This window comes from Arthrobacter sp. CAN_A6 (assembly GCF_015751715.1).
In the GTDB taxonomy this organism is placed as follows: domain Bacteria; phylum Actinomycetota; class Actinomycetes; order Actinomycetales; family Micrococcaceae; genus Arthrobacter_D.
In genome coordinates this window covers 219,423-240,014 of record NZ_JADOUV010000007.1, presented here as the reverse complement: position 1 = coordinate 240,014, position 20,592 = coordinate 219,423, and the positions used below count along the sequence as shown (strand labels likewise).

Genomic DNA, 20,592 nt, shown 5'->3' with positions numbered 1-20,592 from the left:
AACTCTTCGGGAAAGGCCTTGGGCATGATGAACATCCTTCCACCCGCGAGGCTTATCCTCACAGGTCAGGAGTCAACCAAACCTTCAGCAGTCCCATCTATGGTGGGGCATCAAGAATCAGACCACCGACTACGACCACGTATCCGAAACCGTCATCGCCCACGACAAGAGCGCAGCCGTCACTGCATGCCTGAAGAACCTGTCCGCGGTTCAACGGGAAGCGATCCAACTGGCGTTCCACACCGGCTTGACGTACAGCGAAATCGCCCACCACCTGGGCATCCCTATCCCGACAGCGAAAACACGCATCCGGGATGGCATCAAACGACTTGGCATCTGCCTTCAAGCCGGCTGATACCGATAATCCAGGAAACACCCCAGGAGGGGGTACTACACAATGAAGGGTTGCAGGACACCCATCGCAGCACCCCGCAACCCCGCACCGACTGTCGGAAGTGCCCTCTGCTAGATACGTTCCACAGTCCCTATCCATTGGACCCCCTGCTTTCGGGCGACTCAAACCAAATCCCAGTGGTATCTACCGCTTGACCTAACCCTTGTCCATCAGCACCTACCGGGTGATCCCCCAACCCGGAAGTACCCGGTCAAGTTATGAAAGTCGCGCCGCATCCAGCTCCCCGACCGCCAGCCGACTGCGTTGCTTGGACACCCACACCGCTAGGACTCTTTCCTCTGTTGGCTTATCCGGCCGATAAAGGGGCATGACCCCACGCTCGGACACAAGCTGAACCAGCCCGGTGAGCCGCCGGTTCCAATGATCACCCCTGGTACCGCGTGCTTGCCCCTGCCACTCTCCCAGCCCTGCCAGAACAGCTGATTGATCATTAGTAAGCCGGCCCTGCCCGGTACGCTTTCCGCTGCCGATACAACCACCCATACAACCAAAGCTCACCGGCATCCTGCGGGTTCTGCACCGGTAACCGGCCGTGCTGTCAGTAAAAACCGAGCAACCGGGTGGAGTGTTCCCACCACAACTTCTTCAACGTGATAACCGGCTTGAGCGTTGGCTTGTCCGCGGGTTGGTCGTGGAGGACCAGGCGCCGCCCGAACAGGGTGGGGTCGCGTTTCTCGGCCACCCGGATCGTGTACCGGACACGCCGCAGATCCGCCCTGCACATCACGGCGATTCGCTCGACCGCGATGCCGCGGAAGTACATGAACAACCATTCCTGCTTTTTCTTGCACACACCGGCCGGGCACTCCCCCTCCGGCAGGAGCAAATCATCGAACCTCATAGCCCTCACTGAACCAGTGCGACTGGCACTGCGGGGCTCCACCCACCCACAGATGGATGACCCGCAACACGACGTCCCGAGCGGAATCTAGCTTCCTAAATAATCGAACCTGTGTTCTATTTTAAATCCTGCACCACCAACAACACGGGAAGGACCACAACCGATGACAACACACCCAGTGGACACACCACGAGGCTCACCTCACAGCCAGGGCACCGGTGGGCTTGTGCTGGATGAGCCCGCGGCCATCCGTTTCCTGCCCAGCGGTACACCGTTGGCGCTGCGCTGGCGAGGCAGTATCTGGCAGATCATCGGTAATCCGACGTCGTAGTCGATCTCGAGCAGCTGGTGGGAGCCCGACGCCACTCCCCTGGGTGGTCGAGGGAGCCTCATTACGACCCGGTTCTGGCGGTTCCAGGCCCAGACCGGGCCCGCGTCCCCAGTGCTGGAATTCGATATCAGCGCCGATCCACGGTGGGCGGATTGGCGGCTGCGGCGTGTCGCCGGCCTCCCCGGCTTCTGACCCGAACAAACGATCACGGATGGCTAAGGGCGGGACGAGTGCAAGGTCATGGGCGCCAACAGAAGGTATTCGGAATATTAGGCGGGGCTGATGGATCAGCGGATCGAGGAGTTAGTGATGCGCGAGGAGCTGATCATGCTCACCGCGGCCGAGCTCGACCTCGAGAACACCCGGCCCACGAAGTTCCCGGAGCCGCGGCGGGTGTACGCGTGGATCCGCTACCCCTCCCAAGCCATCCGGATCCAAGCCCATGCGATTGCCTACACGCGGACGGCGGTCAAAATCCGGTTCTTCGAACCGTTGATCATGATTCAGCGCGAAGGCTGGGTGTGGCTCAACGCAGTCACGCCCGTGTCACCCGATGACGGGGACTGAATTGGCGGCGTCTGCCCTTTACTCCGATGCCCCTGGTGGGGTGTCGACGTCCCCTCGGGCAATGTCGGTCTGGCCCGTGATCTGCTGCTGCCGGTCCTTTATAAAACCCATTGGCAATTCACGTCGAACAACATCTCGTCGTGACCTTAAGATCGATACCGGCCCGGGGTCATCAAGCCATAGATTCCGACACCGCACAAGGATTTACGTGAGCGGTCGACCCCTGGGTATCCCGATGTCATCGGCGGGAAAAGGTTCACCGTCGTTGTACTTCTCCTCGAGGCGCGCTGCTTCGACCTCCATGGCGCGCGCTAAGAGCCCGAAAAGGGACCTGTGGCCCTCGAGCCGACTCGTGGGCAGGCGTTCCTGAGCCGCTCCACCACGTCCACTGGCAACAAATAGCTGATCTTCTGCTTTCCCGGTGTTGCAGACTCGGATGCGCGCTGCCGAGTAGACCCAACTGCCTCCTTCGCATCAGCCGGTTTCGCAGGCTCTGGCGTCGGAGTGAGGACGGCAGGCGCCGCAACCGTTGGAATAGGCGCCTCAGGCTCGACAAGAACGGCTGCTTCGAGGTCAGGCGGCAGGTGCCGGCCGAGCACGGGAGTGTGCGGAGTCGCCTCTTCCTGAACTTCCGCGGTTTCAGCTCCCATGTCCTTGATGACGCTCGTATCAGGCGCTATCTTGAGGCCCTTACGTCTGAGTTGGGACAGCGGGTTGCTTACCCCTCCCCTACCTTCAGCGGGAGCGGTACTCATTCTCCGCTCCCCTTCCAAATCTGCCGAGCCAGCAGCTCAAGATCGGCCAGGAGAACGTTCGCCGAAGATCCGAAAGAGCGCAGCGGCTGGTACGCTGCCTGGGCCTTCGCGAACAGCTCGCGATCAGGCAGTGGCGGATCAAGAACCAAGTCGCCGAAGTCCTCGCGGACCCTATTGATCCAGTGCGTTTGGTCCATTCGACCTACCGCTCCTTATTGATGACAACACCGACCAGCTCGATGTCCTCGTTCAGGTTCTCCTGTACCTCGGCGATCGTTGTGACAATTTCGGATAGACCTTCAACAGATGAGACACGCGACTCGGTGACAAGCAGAGCGTGTGTCGCGGCGGTGAGCGCATTGACCGTCAGCAAACGGCGGGGTCCGGAAGGCTCAGATCCTGCGCTGTGCCCCCGTGGTGCGGTACACGTCGAAGACTCCGTCGATGCGCCGAACCGCCCCGAGGATGTGGCTCAGGTACTTCGGATCGCCCATCTCGAAGGCGAACCGCGACAACGCCACCCGGTCGGACGAGGTATTGACGCTCGCCGCGAGGATATTCACGTGGTTCTCCGAAAGCACCCGTGTGACGTCGGACAGCAGGCTCTTCCGGTCCAGTGCTTCGACCTGGATCTCGACGAGGAAGACGCTCGACTGCGTGGGCGCCCATTCCACCGGCACGATGCGGTCGGGCTGGTCGCGCAGCTCGGCGACGTTCCGGCAGTCGGACCGGTGCACCGATACTCCTGAACCCCTGGTCACGAAGCCGACGATGGGGTCGGGCGGGACCGGCGTACAGCAGCGGGCAAGCTTGACCCACACGTCGCCAACCCCCCGGACCGTGACACCGGAATCGGTGAACTTGGGCCGGCGCGGCTGGGTCGCCACTGCCGTCTCGGCGATGTTGTCCTCCGCGCCCTGATGCCCCCCCATCAGTGCGACAAGGTGCTCGATCACGTTCTGCGGAGACGTATGCCCATCTCCGACCGCCGCATACAGCGCGGCGATGTCCTGGTGCCGAAGGTCGTGGGCCACCGTGGAAAGGGCGCTATGGGTCATCATGCGCTGGAGCGGGAGGTTCTGCTTCCGCATGGCACGCGTCAGCAGGTCCTTGCCCTTGTCGATCGCTTCTTCGCGGCGTTCCTTGGTGAACCACTGGCGGATCTTGTTGCGTGCCCGGGGGCTCTTGACGAAGCCCTGCCAATCCTGGCTCGGCCCCGCACCCTCCGCCTTGGAGGTGAAGACCTCCACCCAGTCGCCATGGGTCAACTCGCTGTTCAGTGGCACGAGTTTCCCGTTGACGCGCGCCCCGATGGTCCGGTGGCCAACCTCGGTATGGACGGCGTAGGCGAAGTCGACGGGAGTGGACCCCGCCGGCAGGGCCATGACCTCGCCCTTGGGAGTGAAGACGAAAACCTCTCGGGCGTTGATCTCAAAACGCAGCGAGTCGAGGAACTCGTCCGGATCGGAGGTTTCCTGCTGCCAGTCGACCAAGCTCCGCAGCCAACCCATGTCGCCGTTGTCCGGCGCCTCGATCGCCTTTCCCCCGCCGTTCTTGTACTTCCAGTGGGCTGCGACGCCGTACTCGGCGCGGCGATGCATGTCATACGTGCGGATCTGGATTTCCACTGGCTTGCCGCCCGGGCCGATCACTGTGGTGTGGAGTGACTGGTACATGTTGAACTTCGGCATGGCGATGTAGTCCTTGAACCGGCCGGGCAGCGGGTTCCATCGCGAATGGAGCGAACCGAGGGTGGCGTAGCAGTCGCGCACACTGTCCACGAGAACGCGGACGCCCATCAGGTCATGGATGTCGTCGAAGTCCTTGCCCCGCACGATCATCTTCTGGTAGATCGAGTAGTAATGCTTGGGGCGTCCGGTGATCGTGGCCTTGATCTTGACGGCGCGCAGGTCCTCTTCGACCTGGTTGCGCACGAGGCTCAGATGTTTTTCCCGCTCCGGCGTCCGGTCACCGACCATCCGGACGATCTCCTCATACACCTTGGGGTGCAGGGCGGCGAAGGAAAGGTCCTCCAGTTCCCACTTGATGGTGTTCATTCCGAGCCGGTGCGCCAGCGGCGCAAAGATCTCGAGGGTCTCCCTGGCCTTCTTCGCCGAGGAGGCAGCCGAGACGAAACGCCAGGTCCGTGCGTTGTGGAGCCGGTCGGCGAGTTTGATGACCAGGACGCGGATGTCCTTGGCCATCGCGACCACCATCTTGCGCACCGTTTCCGCCTGCGCCGCGTCACCGAAGGAGACCTTGTCGAGTTTGGTGACGCCGTCGACGAGCATCGCGACCTCGGGTCCGAAGTCCCGGCGCAGTTCATCGAGCGTGTAGGAGGTGTCCTCCACCGTGTCGTGCAGCAGCGCCGCCGCCAACGTGGTGCCGGTCATTCCCAGCTCGGCGAGGATCGTGGCCACGGCCACGGGGTGGGTGATATACGGGTCGCCGCTCTTGCGTTTCTGCCCCTCATGGCTACGCTCCGCCACCAGGTAGGCCCGCTGGATGAGGTCGAGGTCCTCCTTCGGGTTGTTCGCCCGGACGGTACGCAACAACGGCTCGAGCACGGGCGAGTACCCCGAGGACCCCCGCCCGGCCAGCCTGGCGATCCGGGCACGCGTGCGCCCCCGGCGGCCGGGCACGGCCTGGTCCGCATTTGCCGCCGAGGAGGCCGTTTCAGGATCGGCCGCCGCGGTTCCGGTCGCCGAACCGCCGACTGACCCGGTACCGGCCGCCACCGAGGACTGCTCCACGGGAGCGGCCGGAGCCGTTGCACCCGACGGACTGGCGGTGCCGCCCTCGGGCGTCTCGACGGGATTCACCGCTTCAGCCATGCACAACCCCTTATTTCCAGCAGTCCGATCCCCCGGAATTCCAGGATGTCCAGCGTATGGACTCCTCCAGTTTAGCCGCGCGCAGTAGCTCCGTGCGCCGTCGAACCATGCGCCGTCAATGCCGGCGCTGCGCTGCCAGCTTCTGATTCCTGCACACGACGGTTCCGGACCTTCTTCTCCTGCTTCCGCATTTCCGGCTCATTGAGCCGAAGGAACGCGTACATGGGCGCCGCGATGAAAATGGTGCCGAGCGTTCCGAGGATGATGCCGATGAACAGTGCAAGCGAAAGATCCCGCAGCGTGCCCGCACCCAGGAGCAAAGCGCCGATGAAGAGGATCGACGCCACCGGCAGGACCGCCACTACCGAGGTGTTGATCGAGCGCACGAGGGTCTGGTTGACCGCGAGGTTCACCTGCTCCGCGAAGGTCCTCTTGGTCGACAGGTCAAGATCCTCGGTGTTCTCGCGGATCTTGTCGAACACCACCACGGTGTCGTACAGCGCGTAGCTGAGGATGGTGAGGAAACCGATGATCGCCGATGGCGTCACCTCGAAGTCGCTCAGCGAGTAAAGGCCGGCGGTGACGATCATGACCACCACCAGGGCAGTCATTGCCGCTACCGACATCTTCCAGGTGCGGAAATAGATGGTCATCAGGACCGCGGCCAACAGGATGAAGACCACGAGTCCGATCAGCGCCTGCCGGCTGACGTCCTCACCCCAGGTCGGACCGACGAAGCTGGAGGTGACCTGGTCCTCGCTGACCCCATAGGCGGAGATGAGGTTGTCCCGGACGTCGAGCGTCTGGTCGTCGGTGAGCTGCTCCGTCTGGATGCGCATCGTTTCGGGGGCGATGTTCGTGACGCGGGGAACGGCATCGGGCACGACGTCGTCGACTGCCTGCTCGCCGGCGCCCACCTCCGTGTTCTGCGTGTCCGAAACCGTAAATTCGGAGCCGCCGCGGAAATCGATTCCGAGGTTGAACCCGCCCTTGACCACCGGAATGATGATCGACACCAGCACCGCGATCCCGGCTATCAGGAACCACAGGTTCCGCTTGGCTACGAACGGGTAGGACCGCTTGCCCGAATGGAGTTCATTGCCGAACCGGGAGAAACTGGTGCCCCTCATTTGTTTTCCTCGTTCTCTGGGTTGCGGCCACGGCCTGCCATGGCTTTCTGCTGCTCCGCGATCCGGCGTTCGGCGATGGTCAGGCGGCGTTCGGCTTCGCCTGCGGCCGCCTTGTTCCGTGTGCGTGCGGGAACCGGCGGGGTATCCGAGGGACGCCGGATGCGTCCCGCTCCCCGGTAGAGCGGGGTGACCCCGAGGCGCTTGGGATCAAGGCCGGACCAGGCGTGGCCCTCCCCGAAGAACTTCGTCTTGGCCAGCAGGCGGAGCACCGGGTGGGTGAACAGGAAGACCACGATGAGGTCGGCAATCGCCGTCAGGCCCAGCGTGAACGCGAAGCCGCGCACGTTCCCGACTGCCACGAAGTACAGCACGAGTGCGGCCAGGAGGTTCACCGCTTTCGAGGCGAGCACGGTGCGCTTGGCGCGCCGCCAGCCGTTCTCCACGGCGGAGATCATTCCGCGGCCGTCCCGGAGCTCATCGCGGATCCGTTCGAAGTACACGATGAAGGAGTCGGCGGTCTGGCCGATCGCCACGATCAGGCCTGCAACGCCGGCGAGCGACAGCCGGTAGTTCTCCGTCCATCCGAGGATGCAGATTGCGAGATAGGTCAGCAAACCCGCCACAACGAGCGAAACGATGGTGACGAGACCGAGCAGCCGGTACTGGAACAGGGAATACACCGCGACGAGGGCCAGGCCGATGAGGCCGGCGATCAGGCCCAGCCGTAGCTGGTCGGCCCCGAGGGTTGCCGAAATCTGCTGCTCGCTCTGGATCTCGAAACTGATGGGGAGCGCGCCGTACTTCAGCTGCTCCGCGAGGGCCGCTGCGGACTCCTCGGTGAAGCTTCCGCTGATCGAGGGGTTGCCGTCGGGAATCACGGCGTTGGTGGTGGGAGCGGACACGATACGTCCGTCGAGCACGATGGCGAACTGGTTCCGGGGATCGCCCTGGCCGATGGCGAACAGCCGTTCTGTCACTTCGCGGAACGTCCTCGTGCCTTCGTCGTTGAAGTCGATGTTGACGGCCCAGGAGTTCAGGGACTGTCCCTGGCTACCCGTCTGCAGGCCGTAGGACGCGGAATCGATGTCGGTTCCCGGAACCTCGACGGGCCCGAGGATGTACTTGCCCTGGGTGTCGGGCTCACACGCCACCATCGGCTGGTCCGCAGGAGCCGGTTCTTCGGGGGGCTCGAGGGCCGCGGGGTCGAGGCAGTTCGTCGCCTCGAATTCCTGGAAGATTTCCGGGGTGATCCAGTTGGGATCACTCGCGTCGGTCGGCTCCGCCGTGGGAGCCGGGAGCTGGTCCTCGGGCGTCGGCGTCTCGGCGGCGGGGGCCTGACCCGGACCGCCGAAGAGCACGGGGCGGAACTCCATCTGCGCTGATGCCTGGATGAGGTCGCGGGTCTCGGCGTCCGGCGTGCCGGGCAGGGAAACGATCACGTTCTGGCCCGACTGCGTGCTGATCTCCGCCTCGGCAACGCCGCTGCCATCAACGCGCTGGCGGATGATCTCCACCGCCTGGTCCAGCTGTTCGGCGGTGATTTCAGCCCCGCCCTGAACCCGCGGCGCGAGGATCATCTGCGTGCCGCCCTCGAGGTCGAGAGCGAGGCGGGGGGACCAACTGGCGCTGCTCCAGTAGGATCCCGCTCCCAGCAGGGTCGCGAGGAGTGCAAGGAGTACGCCCAGCCAAACAAGGGTTCGTTTGGCTGCCGTGCCGGGGGCGGTGCGTGGCATGGTTGATCGTCTTTCTAAGAGTCGGCGGGGAGTAAGCGCCGGACCGAACGGTGCGGACCCGGGCTAACGCCGAGAACCTGCAGCGATGCTATTTGTCTTTGTTCCAGTCGTTCTCGCGGCGGATGCGGTCGGCAGCCTCGTCGGGAGTCTCGGTCGCCGCCGGGACATCACCGTGCGACTCGACGCCACGGTTCGTCTCGACGTCCCGTTGCGGATCGACGTCGCGGTGGGGCTCCCCGACAAGGGAGGACGCGTCGTCGGGAACCTGGGTGGACCCGGCGGCCGCGGTCTCCTCCCCCGCCACCGGCGCTTCCTGGGTGACGACCTTGCTGAGAGCCTGCGTGTGGACTGTCGCCGTGTTTCCGGGGGACAGCTCAAGCACGGCCTTGTTGTTCTCCTGGTCGATCGAGAGAATCGTGCCGTACAGACCGAACTGCGTCATGACCTCGGTACCCGGTTCCATCTGCGTCCGCATCTCCTTCACCTGCTTCTGCGCCTTGCGCTGGCGGCGGAACATGGTGAAGATGAGGAAAGCCAAGGCGAGGGGAAGCAGCAGGCCGAAGACATCGAAGGGCTGTTCGGCGGCGGCATCGCCTGTTTGGGCTACTACATTTGCGAGCACGAAAAAGTTCCAATCCTGTAACCGGGGCAGCGCGTGCAGCGGTGCGGGGACCGTGCTTCACTGCGTTTTATCCCAGTGTAAAGGGAAAGGCTCCGGCTTCCCTGTCAGGACTCGGGCAGGGACCAATCATCCAGCGGCAAATCCTCCTGCTCGACCGAGAACAGGTCCTCCGGCATGGCGGCTGCGACGGTCGGCGGCATCACCCAGCCCAGGTGCTTCCACGCGGCCGCCGTCGCAATCCTCCCGCGAGGAGTTCGCCCGAGCATGCCCTCACGGACCAGGTAGGGCTCCGCGACGGTTTCCACGGTTTCCGGCTCCTCACCCACCGCGATGGCGAGGGTCGAAAGGCCCACCGGACCGCCCCCGAATTTTGTGATGAGCGCCGTCAGCACGGCCCGGTCGAGCCGGTCGAGACCCTTCGCGTCCACCTCGTACATGTCGAGCGCCGACCCGGCGCACCGCGCGTCGACCAGGTCCACACCGTGCACCAGCGCCCAGTCGCGGACGCGGCGCAGCAGCCGGTTCGCGATTCGGGGGGTGCCGCGTGACCGGCTCGCGATTTCGGCGAAGGCGGCGGAATTGACCCTCATGTCCATGAGCATGGCCGAGCGCCTGAGAACAAGTTCGAGTTCCTCGGTCGAGTAGAACTCCAGGTGCCCGGTGAAGCCGAAGCGGTCTCGTAGCGGTCCGGGCAAAAGCCCTGCACGGGTAGTGGCTCCCACGAGCGTGAACGGCGGCAGGTCCAGGGGTATCGCGGTGGCTCCAGGTCCCTTGCCCACCACGATGTCCACGCGGAAGTCCTCCATGGCCATGTACAGCATTTCCTCGGCGGGCCGGGACATGCGGTGGATCTCGTCGAGGAACAGCACCTCGCCCTCCGTGAGCGACGAGAGAATCGCAGCGAGGTCGCCCGCATGCTGGATGGCGGGGCCCGAGCTGATGCGCAGCGGTGCGTTCATTTCAGCAGCGATGATCAGAGCCAGAGTGGTCTTGCCGAGTCCCGGCGGACCCGAGAGCAGGACGTGGTCCGCGCTGCGCCCTCTCATTCGCGAGGCCTCGAGGACCAGGGACAGCTGCTTGCGCACGCGCTGCTGTCCCACGAAGTCATCGAGGTTCTTCGGGCGGAGGGCGGCCTCGACAGCCCGGTCCTCCGGATCCGAGCCCGGCGAGACCAGTGGTGCCTCCTCCGGCTGCTGGGAGGTCATCAGCCCACCCTCGCACGGGTCGAACTGCGTCCGCCGTCCTGGCCCAGGCGGCGGAGCGTCAGCTTGAGGATCTGCCCGACGTCGCCCGTTGCGGCAATCTCCGGCGATTCCTTGGTGGCGGCGTCGATGGCCGCGCCGGCGTCCTTCTCCGACCAGCCGAGGCCCATCATCGCGGTGAGGACCTGGCCCTGCCAGGTCTGCTTCGGAGCTCCCGGGCCGTCCAGCGGCACGAGCTTGCCGGCGAGCTCCAGCACGATACGCCGAGCTCCCTTGGGCCCGATGCCGGGCACCTTGCTGAAAGCCTTGTCATCACCGGCCGTTGCGGCGATCCGCACTGCTTCAGGGGTATGGACGGCAAGGACGGCGAGGGCAAGCCGTGGGCCCACGCCACTGATGGCCAGCAGCGTCTCGAAGACCTCCCGCTGCTCGGCGCTCTCGAATCCGAACAGCGTCATGGAGTCCTCGCGCACGATCATGGCGGTGAAGACGTTGGCCTGTTCACCCGTCCGGAGCGAGGCGAGTGTCTGCGGGGTGGCCTGGACCTGCATGCCGAACCCGTTCACGTCGAGAACTGCCGAGTGCAGGCCCACGGAGGCTACGGTTCCGCGGAGGAAACTGATCATTCGAGAAGCTCCAAGACAATGGTGGGTGGGCCTGTTCGAAGCAGAGTCCGAACATAGTTTCTATTATGCTACGGTATCGGCGGCCGAGACCTGCAGGGCACCGACACCGGTTCCGGCAACCGCGGCCGTTTCACCTGCCGCGCCGTGCCTTCGCTTCGGCCTCGGCCCACAGCCGCTGCGCCGGCGTCGCGCTTCCCGCGCCCACCGCCGCGCCCGCTGCAGCCAGGCCTACTCCCCTGCGCCACGCATGGGTGATGGCGAGGGCGAGGGCGTCGGCTGCGTCCGCCGGCCGGGGCGGCGTGTCGAGGCGGAGGATCTTGGTGACCATCTTGGTCACCGCCACCTTGTCCGACTGCCCGTTTCCGGTCACCGCGGCCTTCACCTCGGTAGGGGTGTGCAGGGCGACGGGAATCCCGCGCCGTGCCGCAGCGACTATGACGACGCCGGAAGCCTGCGCCGTGCCCATCACCGTGCTCACGTTGAGCTGGCTGAACACGCGCTCGACGGCGAGTACCTGCGGCTGGTGAAGGTCGAGCCAGGCCTCCACGGCCTCCGAGATCACGAGAAGCCGCTGGTCGAGGCTGCGGCCGGCCTCGGTTCCCACCACTCCGACCGCGACGAGCGTCGAGTGCCGGTTGGGTTCGACGTCGACCACGGCCAGGCCGCAGCGGGTCAGGCCCGGATCGACGCCCATGACCCGGAGGGTCACCGGCGTGCCACCGGGCAGCTGGAGGGTTCGCTAATCGTCGTTCTCCAGCTCGGCCAGGACCTGCTCGGGCAGATGCGCGTTCGAGTACACGTTCTGGACGTCGTCGAGCTCTTCGAGGGCATCGACGAGCTTGAGGAATTTCCGTGCGCCGTCGGCGTCGAGCTCGACCTGCATCGACGGGACGAACTCGGCTTCGTCGGTTTCGTACTCGATGCCGTTCTCCTCGAGGGCGGCCACCACGGCGCGGAGGTCCTGCGGCTCGGAGACGATCTCGAAGCTCTCGCTGGACTCCTTGACCTCATCGGCCCCGGCATCGAGGACCGCCATCAGCACCTCGTCCTCGCTCAGCCCGTTCTTGGGGAGGGTCACGACGCCCTTGCGTGTGAAGAGGTAGGCCACTGAACCGGGGTCGGCGACGCTGCCCCCGTTGCGGGTGATGCCGAGGCGCACTTCGGATGCTGCCCGGTTCTTGTTGTCCGTCAGGCACTCGATGAGCAGGGCCGATCCCTGGGGGCCGCGCGCCTCGTACATGATGGTCTGGTAGTCGACGGTCTCGCCGAGGAGGCCGGCACCGCGTTTGACGGCCCGGTTGATGTTGTCGATGGGCACCGAGGTCTTCTTGGCCTTCGACACCGCGAGCTCGAGCCCGGGGTTGCCGGCCAGATCGGCTCCGCCAGCCTTGGCCGCCACCTCGATGTTCTTGATCAGCTTCGCGAAGGATTTGGCGCGCTTGGCGTCGATTGCAGCCTTCTTGTGCTTGGTTGTTGCCCATTTAGAGTGGCCCGACATGCTTACGCTTCTCCTCTGATCATCCGAATAAACAGTTCGTGGACCCGCTGCTCTCCCGTGACTTCGGGATGGAAACTGGTGGCGAGCAGGTTTCCCGACCGCACTGCGACAATCCTAGCGACCGGCGGTGCCTCCGGCTCCTCAGCCTGGCCGCCCCCGGATCCGTCGTCGCGCCGTGGCCCGGGCGCACGGCGGCTCCCCGACCCGGGCTGCGGCGTACGTGCCGCCGGCACCTCGGCCAGGACCCGGACCGACTCCCCCACGCTTTCCACCCACGGCGCACGGATGAAGGCGGCATGCACCGGGTCGTCCTGGGCTGCGCCTCCCACAGCGGCGAGCCCCTCGAACCGCAGCTCCGTCTCGAACGATTCCCGCTGCCGCCCGAAGGCGTTGCGACGCACCACCATGTCGAGTCCTCCCAGCGTCTGCTGGGGATTGCCGTTCCGGTCCAGGGACGGATCGGCGATGCTGCCGGACAGCAGGATCATGCCGGCACAGGAACCGTAGACAGGAAAGCCGTTGCCGATCAGGTCGCGAAGCGGCGACGCCAGGTGGAAGGTGCGTGTGAGCTTGTCGATGGTGGTCGATTCGCCGCCGGGAATGATCAGACCGTCGATGCCGTCGAGTTCGCCTGCCCGGCGCACGGGACCCGCTTCGCCGCCCAACGCCTCGACGGTGCGGATGTGCTCCCGCACATCGCCCTGCAGTGCGAGAACCCCGATCCGCACGCGCGGCCGTCCGGATGCTGTGGAAGTCATCATGCAATTCTAGGTGCCGGACCGAATCCCGGACGATTCCGGGCCGGCACCAGGTGCAGCACCGGCCGTTCCTGCACCTGAGCCGGCAGTGTCTGCGCTAGCGTTAATGGCATGAATCCCTTGAGCGTGCTGGTCGGAAAAGCGGTGCGCCGCGCCTCGAAGCTACGGGGCGGCGGCTCGGCACTACCCGGCCTGGTCGTCGAGCGACTCGACCCCGGCTTCATGGGCCGGGCCCTGACCGGCTTGAAGCACGGCGTGGTGGTGGTCAGCGGAACCAACGGCAAGACGACGACGACGAAAATGGTGGTCGAGCTTCTCCAGGGACAGGGACTGAAGGTCTTCACCAACCGGACGGGCAGCAACTTCACACGGGGGGTGGCCGCCGCCCTGCTCGGGGAGGTGGACTGGCGTGGCCGCCTCGACGCGGACATCGCCGTCCTCGAACTCGACGAGGCGCACGCCGTGCACTTCGTCCGGCTCGTTCCACCCCGCTATTCCCTGCTGCTCAACGTGCTGCGCGACCAGCTGGACCGTTTCGGCGAGATCGACGCCACCACCCGCCTCCTCGAAACCATCGCACTGGCGACCACCGGGACGGTCGTCCTCAACCGGGAGGATCCGCGCGTTGCCAGTATCGCCGCCTCGGTCACCGGAGCGGACGTCGTGTATTTCGGTCTCGATGCCTCGCTCCGCAGCACCTTCCCGAACGACGACGAACTGCGGGGAGCCGCGGGGATCGCGCCGGCTTCAGCGCTGCCCGCCGACGTCGTGCTGGAAAAAGTGGACGGCAATTCCGCGGTTTTCCTCCTGAACGACGCCGCTCCTGGAATTTCGGCTGCTGGCTCCGTAGCCGGCGGGACGGTGCACGCCGACCTGCGGTTGCGGGGGGTCTACAACATCTTCAACGCCGCCGCGGCACTCGCCACGGCCCGCGCCGTCCTCGGAGCAGCCGTGAAGCAGGACGCGCTCATCGCGTCCCTGTCTGCCGTGGAGCCCGCGTTCGGCCGGGGCGAGAGCCTGGTCGTGGACGGTCAGGCCCTCGAGCTGGTTCTCGTGAAGAACCCCAGCGGATTCCGGCTCGGGCTGAAATCGTTCGACCCGGCGGGGTGCGCCACGATGATCGCCATCAATGACAACTATGCCGACGGACGGGACATGTCCTGGCTGTGGGACGTGGACTTCGACTCGCTGGGCCTCGACGGCGTGGAGGTCGTCAGCGGGGTGCGTGCGTATGACATGGCACTCCGGCTCAAGTACGACGACGTTCCGGTCCGCGCCGTCGAACCCGACCTTCCAGCCGCGCTGCGGGAGTTCATCTCGGGCAGCAAGGCGTCGCCGAAGAGAATCTTCTGCACCTACACCGCCATGCTCGCCGTCCGGCGCGAGCTGTCCAAAATCACGAAGGTCGAGGTGGTCTCCTGATGCCGAACGGCACCGCGAACTCCAAGGGCACCATCCGGGTCCTCCAGCTGTACCCACGGGAGATGAACATCTACGGCGACTGGGGCAACGTGCTGGTGCTCAAGCAGCGCCTCAGCTGGCACGGCTACACGCCCGAGATCCTCGAGCACAATGCAGGGGATCCCTTCCCCGCCGACGTCGACCTCATCATCGGCGGCGGCGGGCAGGACAGCGGGCAACTGGTCATCCAGGAGGACCTGCAGGCCTTTGCGCCGACCTTGAGGGGGCTTGCCGAGGATGACTCGCCCATGCTGCTCATCTGCGGGCTGTACCAGCTGTTCGGGAACTTCTTCCGGACCCAGAACGGCAGCGTGATTCCCGGTATCGGGGTCCTCGACCTTGAAACCCACGGCGGCGACAAGCGGCTGATCGGCAACGTCGTTGCCACCAGCCCGGAGTTCGGCGACATCCACGGCTACGAGAACCACAGCGGGCAGACCTTCCTGGGCCCTGAGCTCGCCCCGCTCGCCACGGTGACGAAGGGTGAGGGCAACAATGCCACCGACGAGCATGAGGGTGCCCGCTACCGGAACATCGTGGCGAGTTACCTTCATGGTTCCCTGCTGCCCAAGAATCCTGCGATCGCGGACTTCCTCATCCGCAAGGCCGTCGAGCGGAAGTACGGCTCCTTCGATCCCGGCGTCATCGATGATTCTCTCGCCGAAGCGGCACGCCGGCACGCCGCCACCCGCCCGCGCTGACCCGTCCCGGATCGAGCGCGCAGCAGCGGCGCCTCGTGATCGAGTGCGCAGCAACGGCGAAGAGCTCGATAACCCGTTATTGCTGTGCACTCGGTTCTCCGCGGGACGTGACGGTTCCGGCGGCGTCTCCTGCGACAGCAGGGACCGGTGCTTTCTCCCAGGGCCACCGCCCGGTGATCTCGAGTTCCAGGGAGAAGCTGAGGAACGTCCGGATCAGTACGATCAGCGCGAGCACGCCCACCGACTCGAACGTCGGTGTCACAGCGACCGTCCGGATGATGTCGGCAGCCACGAGCAACTCGAGGCCGAGGAGGATCGAGCGCCCCAGCCGGCGACGGTACTGCTCATAGACGTCGTTTCCCATGCCCCTCCGGAGCAACGCCATCGCCGCGAGCAGCGTCGCCACCGCCGCGCCGATCACGATGGCCACCACCCCCGCCGCGTCGACGGCCTTGCCGAACCCCTCCATGACCTCCTGGAATTCCATTTCCGACTCTCCTTCGTTCCGAACCGATTCCGTCATAGGACCTGCACCCGACCCTATGCCGGGCATCCCGCTACCCCAACCGAAATACCAGGCACCGCACGCCTTCGCCACGGAAGCGCGGGAACGTGCAAAAGTTGGTTACTATGAGCAACCCTTTCTTCTCCCCGAGCACCCTCCCCTACCAGCTGCCCCCCTTCGAGGACATCCTCGATGAGCACTACCTTCCCGCATTCGAGGCAGGATTCGCGGAGCACCTCGAAGAAATCCGGGCGATCACAGCCAACCCGGACGCGGCAACCTTCGACAACACGGTGCTGGCATTCGAACGGGCCGGACAGGTACTCGACCGTGCTGCCGGCGCCTTCTACAATCGGTCCTCGGCACACTCGACGGCCACGATCCAGGAACTCGAGACCGGGATCGCCCCACGCTACGCCGCCCACCAGGACAACATCTTCCTGAACCGGGAGCTCTTCCAGCGCCTCAGCGCGGTCTCCGTGGACGGGCTCGACGCCGAGTCCGAGCGCCTCGTCGAGGAATACCGCCGAAGCTTCGTCCGCGCGGGCGCCATGCTCGACGACGCCGCCCAGACGCGGCTGCGCGAACTGAATACCGAACTGTCCGGGCTGAGCACCGACTATCAGCAGCGCCTGCTGAAGGACACCAACGCGTCAGCGCTCCTGCTCGACTCGGCCGAGGATCTCGACGGGCTCTCGGCGGATGACATCTCGTCCGCCGCGGGTGCCGCCGAAGCAGCGGGACACCCGGGTGAGTTCCTGTTGACGCTGATCCTCCCGACAGCGCAGCCTGCCCTCGAGAACCTGACGAACAGGGAGGTCCGGCGCCGGCTGCACGAAGCATCCGTTCAGCGCGGCTTCAAACCCGGAAACCTGAACACGCTGGAGCTTGCTGCACGCATGGCGACCCTGCGCGCGGAACGGGCGGCTCTGCTCGGTTTCGAGAACCATGCGGCTTCCGCAACCGACAATCAGACGGCGCCTTCCCTCGACGCGATTCTGGACCGGATGCGCGAGCTGGCCGTTCCGGCGCTGCGCAATGCGCGTGCCGAGGCAACCGAACTGGAGGCCGAGGCAGGTCATCCGATCGAGGCATGGGACTGGGACTTCTACTCGGCCAAGGTCCGTTCCCGTAAGTACGACGTGGACCTCGGGGGGCTGCGTCCCTACTTCGAACTCGAGCGCGTGCTGCAGGACGGCATCTTCTACGCAGCGAACAAGCTGTTCGGGCTGACCTTCACCGAACGCACCGATCTCATCGGTTACCACCCGGAAGTGCGCATCTGGGAAGTGTTCGAGGAGGACGGCCGCGGCCTCGGACTCTTCCTCGGCGACTACTACACGAGGGATACCAAGAACGGCGGCGCCTGGATGAACTCCTTCGTGGAGCAGTCAGCGCTGAACGGCACCCGCGCCGTCGTGGTCAACAACCTGAACATCTCGAAGCCTGCTCCGGGCGAGCCGACCCTGCTGACCTTCGACCAGGTCACCACGGCCTTCCACGAATTCGGACATGCCCTCCACGGCCTGTTTTCCGACGTCACGTACCCGACGTTCTCCGGCACGAGCGTTCCCCGGGACTTCGTCGAGTACCCATCGCAGGTCAACGAGATGTGGATCCTCTGGCCGGAGATCGTCGGGAATTACGCCCGCCACCACCAGACCGGCGAACCGCTTCCGAGGGAAACGATCGACCGGATCGTAGCTGCCGGAACCTGGGGCGAAGGTTTCGAGACCACCGCGTACCTGGGTGCGACCCTCCTTGATCTTGCGTGGCATTCGATCCCGCCGGGTACGATCATTGAGGATCCGCTGGCCTTCGAAGAGCAGGCCCTCAAGAATGCCGGACTCGACTATGCACCCATTCCCCCGCGCTACCGCACCGGATACTTCAAACACATCTTCGCCGGCGGCTATGCGGCGTCGTACTACGCCTACATCTGGAGCGAAGTACTGGACGCCGACACCGTGGAATGGTTCAAGTCCTCAGGGGGCCTGAGCAGGGCGAACGGCGAGCATTTCCGCCGCGAGCTCCTGTCACGGGGAAACAGCATCGATCCACTCCAGGCGTTCCGGAACTTCCGCGGGCGCGACGCCGAAATCGCGCCGTTGCTGAAACGGCGCGGCCTAGCCTGAACCGGAGCCTCCCATGGTGACCATCGCCCAGTGCCAGCGCCTGCAGACCGCCTGGTTCGCGGCACTGGCGAACGCCACCGGGGGAAAGACCTTCTCCACGCACGGTAGTACCTGGGCCTGGCTTCCAGCGCGCCGCGAGTTGATGCTGATGTTTCCCGAGCGGATCTCGGCGGCCGGTGTGCGTCCCGCACTTGCCGAGGGCACGCGTCTGGGTGCCGCCACGGTCGGCGTCTGGCTCAACGGATCCGTCGACAGCGCCGGCCTCGCGGGGCTGGGGTTCGAACCGGGGTGGCAGCCGTGGTGGATGGCGGCACCGGTCGCCGCACCGGCGTCGTACGACGCCGGAGCGGCGCGCCTGACCACCGCCGTGGCGGAGTACCGGGGACCGCTCGCGCGGGAGCTGCGCGTGGTGAACGGGCAGCCGAGGCAGGCCTGGCATGCGGAGATCCGCACCAGCGAGGGAATTTCCGGCGCCGCCTACTCCTTCTACCCGCCCGGCATGCACGGCCTGGAAGGCCTGGGCGGCATTTTCAACATGGAAGTGCTTCCCGAGCACCAGCGCCAGGGATTCGGCACCGCACTGCTCAGCCGTTCAGCGCAGGCTGCCGAAGAGGCAGGCGCCCGCTACCTTGCGCTCAACGCGACGCCGGAAGGCTTCGCGTTGTATTCGCAGCGCGGATTCACCCTGGTGGGGCGCGGAAGGACGCACTGGCTGACGCTCTAGCTGTGCCTCGTCGGCACATCGGCTCGTTGATGAACGGTTCGTCGGTGAACGGCGAAGACGACGGAAGCGCCGGTTGGAACCGGCACTTCCGTCGTCTGCAAGGGCGTTGTGTCGCCCGCGAACCAGCTATTACCAGCCGCGCTCCGCCAGGCGGTGGGGCTGCGGCAGTTCATCGACGTTGATGCCCACCATCGCCTCGCCGAGGCCCCGCGAGACCTTGGCGATCATGTCGGGGTCATCGTGGAACGTGGTCGCCTGGACGATCGCGTTGGCCCGCTCGGCAGGGTTGCCGGACTTGAAGATACCGGAGCCCACGAACACGCCGTCGGCGCCGAGCTGCATCATCATGGCCGCATCGGCAGGTGTGGCGATACCACCGGCGGTGAAGAGCACGACAGGCAGCTTGCCGGCCTTCGCCACTTCCTTGACCAGTTCGTATGGTGCCTGGAGCTCTTTCGCCGCAACGTAGAGCTCGTCGTCGGCCATGGAGGACAACCGGTTGATCTCCGAGCGGATCTTCCGCATGTGCATGGTGGCATTGGAGACGTCTCCCGTGCCGGCCTCGCCCTTCGAGCGGATCATCGCGGCACCCTCGTTGAGGCGTCGGAGGGCCTCCCCGAGGTTGGTTGCGCCACAGACGAAGGGAACGGTGAATTTCCACTTGTCGATGTGGTTGGAGAAGTCGGCGGGGGTAAGGACCTCGGATTCGTCGATGTAGTCCACCCCGAGCGACTGCAGAACCTGCGCCTCGACGAAATGCCCGATACGGGCCTTGGCCATCACGGGAATGGAGACCGACGCGATGATGCTGTCGATCATGTCGGGATCGCTCATCCGCGAGACGCCGCCCTGCGCACGGATGTCGGCGGGAACCCGCTCGAGGGCCATGACCGCCACTGCGCCGGCATCTTCGGCGATACGGGCCTGCTCCGCGGTGACGACGTCCATGATGACGCCGCCCTTCAGCATCTCTGCCATTCCGCGCTTGACCCGGTTACCGCCGGTCTGGGCCGTGGCTGTCGAGTTCTCTTCAACGCTGGACACAACTTGCCCCTAAAAAGTAGATAAAGGATAACAATCCATGATACGCCCGGGGCACGCTGCGCTGAACCCCGCCTACGCGCCGGGCGGAACGCTCAGGCGCTGTTCGGCGCCAGCGCCTGCCGCCGTACGGTTGCCACCCGCTGGAAAACAGTCACGAGGCTCGCCAACGCCAGGAGGACGAGCACGGTCAGCAGGAACCCGACCGGCAGGCCGAGACCGGTGAGGCCGGTGGCCACGAGGACGGCGACAAGCCGCTCCGCGCGCTCGGCAATGCCGATGTCGGCCGTGAAACCCAATGATTCGGCCTTGGCGCGCGCATACGAGACGAGCATGCCGAGAACCAGGCACAGCAGGGCCGCGACGGCCACCGCCGTGGAATTTCCGCCGGTGAAGAACCAGAGGGCGACGCCGGCAAATACGGCGCCGTCGGCTACCCGGTCCAGCGTCGAATCGAGGAAGCTCCCCCATCGACCGCTCTTGCCCCGGATACGGGCCATTATGCCGTCCAGCAGGTCGGAGAAGACGAAGAGCGTGATGAAGAGGGTCCCCCAGAACAGCTCACCGAGGGGATAGAAGACCAGTGCACCGAACGTGACACCGAGCGTCCCGGTGATCGTGACGGCGTCCGGAGTGACGCCCCATTTCAGCAGCAGCTTGGCCGGCGGGGTGAGTAGCGTCGTGAAGAACGTCCTGGCGTATTTGTTCAGCAA

22 protein-coding genes are annotated in these 20,592 nt (G+C 65.2%); 7 read left to right on the top strand and 15 right to left on the bottom strand.

The features are described 5' to 3' along the window. The first annotated feature begins 109 nt into the window (after nucleotides 1-109). Nucleotides 110-355: a sigma factor-like helix-turn-helix DNA-binding protein gene (locus tag IWX75_RS17880; protein WP_196822708.1), complete on the top strand. Its 246-nt coding sequence runs from the start codon at nucleotides 110-112 to the stop codon at nucleotides 353-355. Between the two features lie 598 nt (nucleotides 356-953). Here the strand turns inward: IWX75_RS17880 and IWX75_RS13150 are convergent. Continuing rightward, the gene (locus IWX75_RS13150) at nucleotides 954-1,256 is read right to left on the bottom strand and encodes a hypothetical protein (RefSeq protein WP_196822678.1); all 303 of its coding nucleotides are present in this window, start codon (nucleotides 1,254-1,256) and stop codon (nucleotides 954-956) included. A gap of 163 nt (nucleotides 1,257-1,419) precedes the next feature. On the opposite strand from IWX75_RS13150, the gene IWX75_RS13145 reads away from it, so the two are divergent. Both IWX75_RS13145 and IWX75_RS13140 read left to right on the top strand, forming a co-directional pair. Then, a complete protein-coding gene (locus IWX75_RS13145; RefSeq protein WP_196822677.1) occupies nucleotides 1,420-1,587 on the top strand; it encodes a hypothetical protein in 168 nt (55 codons plus the stop codon). Nucleotides 1,588-1,869: 282 nt separating this feature from the next. Next, nucleotides 1,870-2,154: a hypothetical protein gene (locus IWX75_RS13140; RefSeq protein WP_196822676.1), complete on the top strand. Its 285-nt coding sequence runs from the start codon at nucleotides 1,870-1,872 to the stop codon at nucleotides 2,152-2,154. Between the two features lie 204 nt (nucleotides 2,155-2,358). Here IWX75_RS13140 and IWX75_RS17875 read toward each other — a convergent pair whose 3' ends face one another. From IWX75_RS17875 to pdxT, 11 genes are all read right to left on the bottom strand, one after another. Next, nucleotides 2,359-2,514, bottom strand: a complete 156-nt coding sequence (locus tag IWX75_RS17875; RefSeq protein ID WP_442858983.1) for a ParB family protein — start codon at nucleotides 2,512-2,514, stop codon at nucleotides 2,359-2,361. A gap of 597 nt (nucleotides 2,515-3,111) precedes the next feature. Then, nucleotides 3,112-3,282: a ParA family protein gene (locus IWX75_RS17870; protein WP_442858981.1), complete on the bottom strand. Its 171-nt coding sequence runs from the start codon at nucleotides 3,280-3,282 to the stop codon at nucleotides 3,112-3,114. 19 nt (nucleotides 3,283-3,301) lie between these two features. Next, nucleotides 3,302-5,743: a RelA/SpoT family protein gene (locus IWX75_RS13125; RefSeq protein ID WP_196822674.1), complete on the bottom strand. Its 2,442-nt coding sequence runs from the start codon at nucleotides 5,741-5,743 to the stop codon at nucleotides 3,302-3,304. Nucleotides 5,744-5,814: 71 nt separating this feature from the next. Continuing rightward, a complete protein-coding gene (gene secF / locus IWX75_RS13120; protein ID WP_196822673.1) occupies nucleotides 5,815-6,873 on the bottom strand; it encodes a protein translocase subunit SecF in 1,059 nt (352 codons plus the stop codon). After that, nucleotides 6,870-8,606, bottom strand: a complete 1,737-nt coding sequence (gene secD / locus IWX75_RS13115) for a protein translocase subunit SecD (protein ID WP_196822672.1) — start codon at nucleotides 8,604-8,606, stop codon at nucleotides 6,870-6,872. Before secD ends, secF begins: the two co-directional genes overlap by 4 nt. A gap of 88 nt (nucleotides 8,607-8,694) precedes the next feature. Continuing rightward, entirely contained in the window at nucleotides 8,695-9,228 is a 534-nt protein-coding gene (yajC, locus tag IWX75_RS13110) for a preprotein translocase subunit YajC (protein WP_334684333.1), read from the bottom strand. Between the two features lie 104 nt (nucleotides 9,229-9,332). Continuing rightward, a complete protein-coding gene (gene ruvB / locus IWX75_RS13105) occupies nucleotides 9,333-10,433 on the bottom strand; it encodes a Holliday junction branch migration DNA helicase RuvB (protein ID WP_196822671.1) in 1,101 nt (366 codons plus the stop codon). Continuing rightward, nucleotides 10,433-11,056, bottom strand: a complete 624-nt coding sequence (gene ruvA / locus IWX75_RS13100) for a Holliday junction branch migration protein RuvA (RefSeq protein WP_196822670.1) — start codon at nucleotides 11,054-11,056, stop codon at nucleotides 10,433-10,435. Before ruvA ends, ruvB begins: the two co-directional genes overlap by 1 nt. Before the next feature lie 130 nt (nucleotides 11,057-11,186). Further along, nucleotides 11,187-11,765: a crossover junction endodeoxyribonuclease RuvC gene (ruvC, locus tag IWX75_RS13095; RefSeq protein WP_196822669.1), complete on the bottom strand. Its 579-nt coding sequence runs from the start codon at nucleotides 11,763-11,765 to the stop codon at nucleotides 11,187-11,189. 30 nt (nucleotides 11,766-11,795) lie between these two features. Next, nucleotides 11,796-12,554: a YebC/PmpR family DNA-binding transcriptional regulator gene (locus IWX75_RS13090; protein WP_196822668.1), complete on the bottom strand. Its 759-nt coding sequence runs from the start codon at nucleotides 12,552-12,554 to the stop codon at nucleotides 11,796-11,798. 2 nt (nucleotides 12,555-12,556) lie between these two features. Next, nucleotides 12,557-13,315 (bottom strand): pyridoxal 5'-phosphate synthase glutaminase subunit PdxT, encoded by a 759-nt coding sequence (gene pdxT / locus IWX75_RS13085; RefSeq protein WP_442858980.1) that lies wholly within the window; start codon nucleotides 13,313-13,315, stop codon nucleotides 12,557-12,559. Nucleotides 13,316-13,423: 108 nt separating this feature from the next. Between pdxT and IWX75_RS13080 the strand changes: the two genes are divergently transcribed. Both IWX75_RS13080 and IWX75_RS13075 read left to right on the top strand, forming a co-directional pair. Next, entirely contained in the window at nucleotides 13,424-14,734 is a 1,311-nt protein-coding gene (locus tag IWX75_RS13080) for a MurT ligase domain-containing protein (RefSeq protein ID WP_196822666.1), read from the top strand. After that, a complete protein-coding gene (locus tag IWX75_RS13075) occupies nucleotides 14,734-15,474 on the top strand; it encodes a type 1 glutamine amidotransferase (RefSeq protein WP_196822665.1) in 741 nt (246 codons plus the stop codon). Before IWX75_RS13080 ends, IWX75_RS13075 begins: the two co-directional genes overlap by 1 nt. 76 nt (nucleotides 15,475-15,550) lie before the next feature. Here the strand turns inward: IWX75_RS13075 and IWX75_RS13070 are convergent, their stop codons facing one another. After that, a complete protein-coding gene (locus IWX75_RS13070; RefSeq protein WP_196822664.1) occupies nucleotides 15,551-15,961 on the bottom strand; it encodes a DUF1622 domain-containing protein in 411 nt (136 codons plus the stop codon). A 143-nt stretch (nucleotides 15,962-16,104) separates the two neighbouring features. Between IWX75_RS13070 and IWX75_RS13065 the strand changes: the two genes are divergently transcribed. Both IWX75_RS13065 and IWX75_RS13060 read left to right on the top strand, forming a co-directional pair. Then, on the top strand, nucleotides 16,105-18,114 hold the full coding sequence (locus IWX75_RS13065; RefSeq protein ID WP_196822663.1) for a M3 family metallopeptidase: 2,010 nt from the start codon (nucleotides 16,105-16,107) through the stop codon (nucleotides 18,112-18,114). Between the two features lie 13 nt (nucleotides 18,115-18,127). Beyond that, the gene (locus tag IWX75_RS13060) at nucleotides 18,128-18,838 is read left to right on the top strand and encodes a GNAT family N-acetyltransferase (RefSeq protein ID WP_196822662.1); all 711 of its coding nucleotides are present in this window, start codon (nucleotides 18,128-18,130) and stop codon (nucleotides 18,836-18,838) included. Between the two features lie 129 nt (nucleotides 18,839-18,967). On the opposite strand, the gene pdxS is transcribed toward IWX75_RS13060, so the two are convergent. Both pdxS and pgsA read right to left on the bottom strand, forming a co-directional pair. Further along, nucleotides 18,968-19,882: a pyridoxal 5'-phosphate synthase lyase subunit PdxS gene (gene pdxS, locus IWX75_RS13055; RefSeq protein ID WP_196822661.1), complete on the bottom strand. Its 915-nt coding sequence runs from the start codon at nucleotides 19,880-19,882 to the stop codon at nucleotides 18,968-18,970. A 92-nt stretch (nucleotides 19,883-19,974) separates the two neighbouring features. After that, nucleotides 19,975-20,592, bottom strand: coding sequence for a phosphatidylinositol phosphate synthase (gene pgsA / locus IWX75_RS13050; RefSeq protein ID WP_196822660.1), 618 nt, complete (start codon nucleotides 20,590-20,592; stop codon nucleotides 19,975-19,977).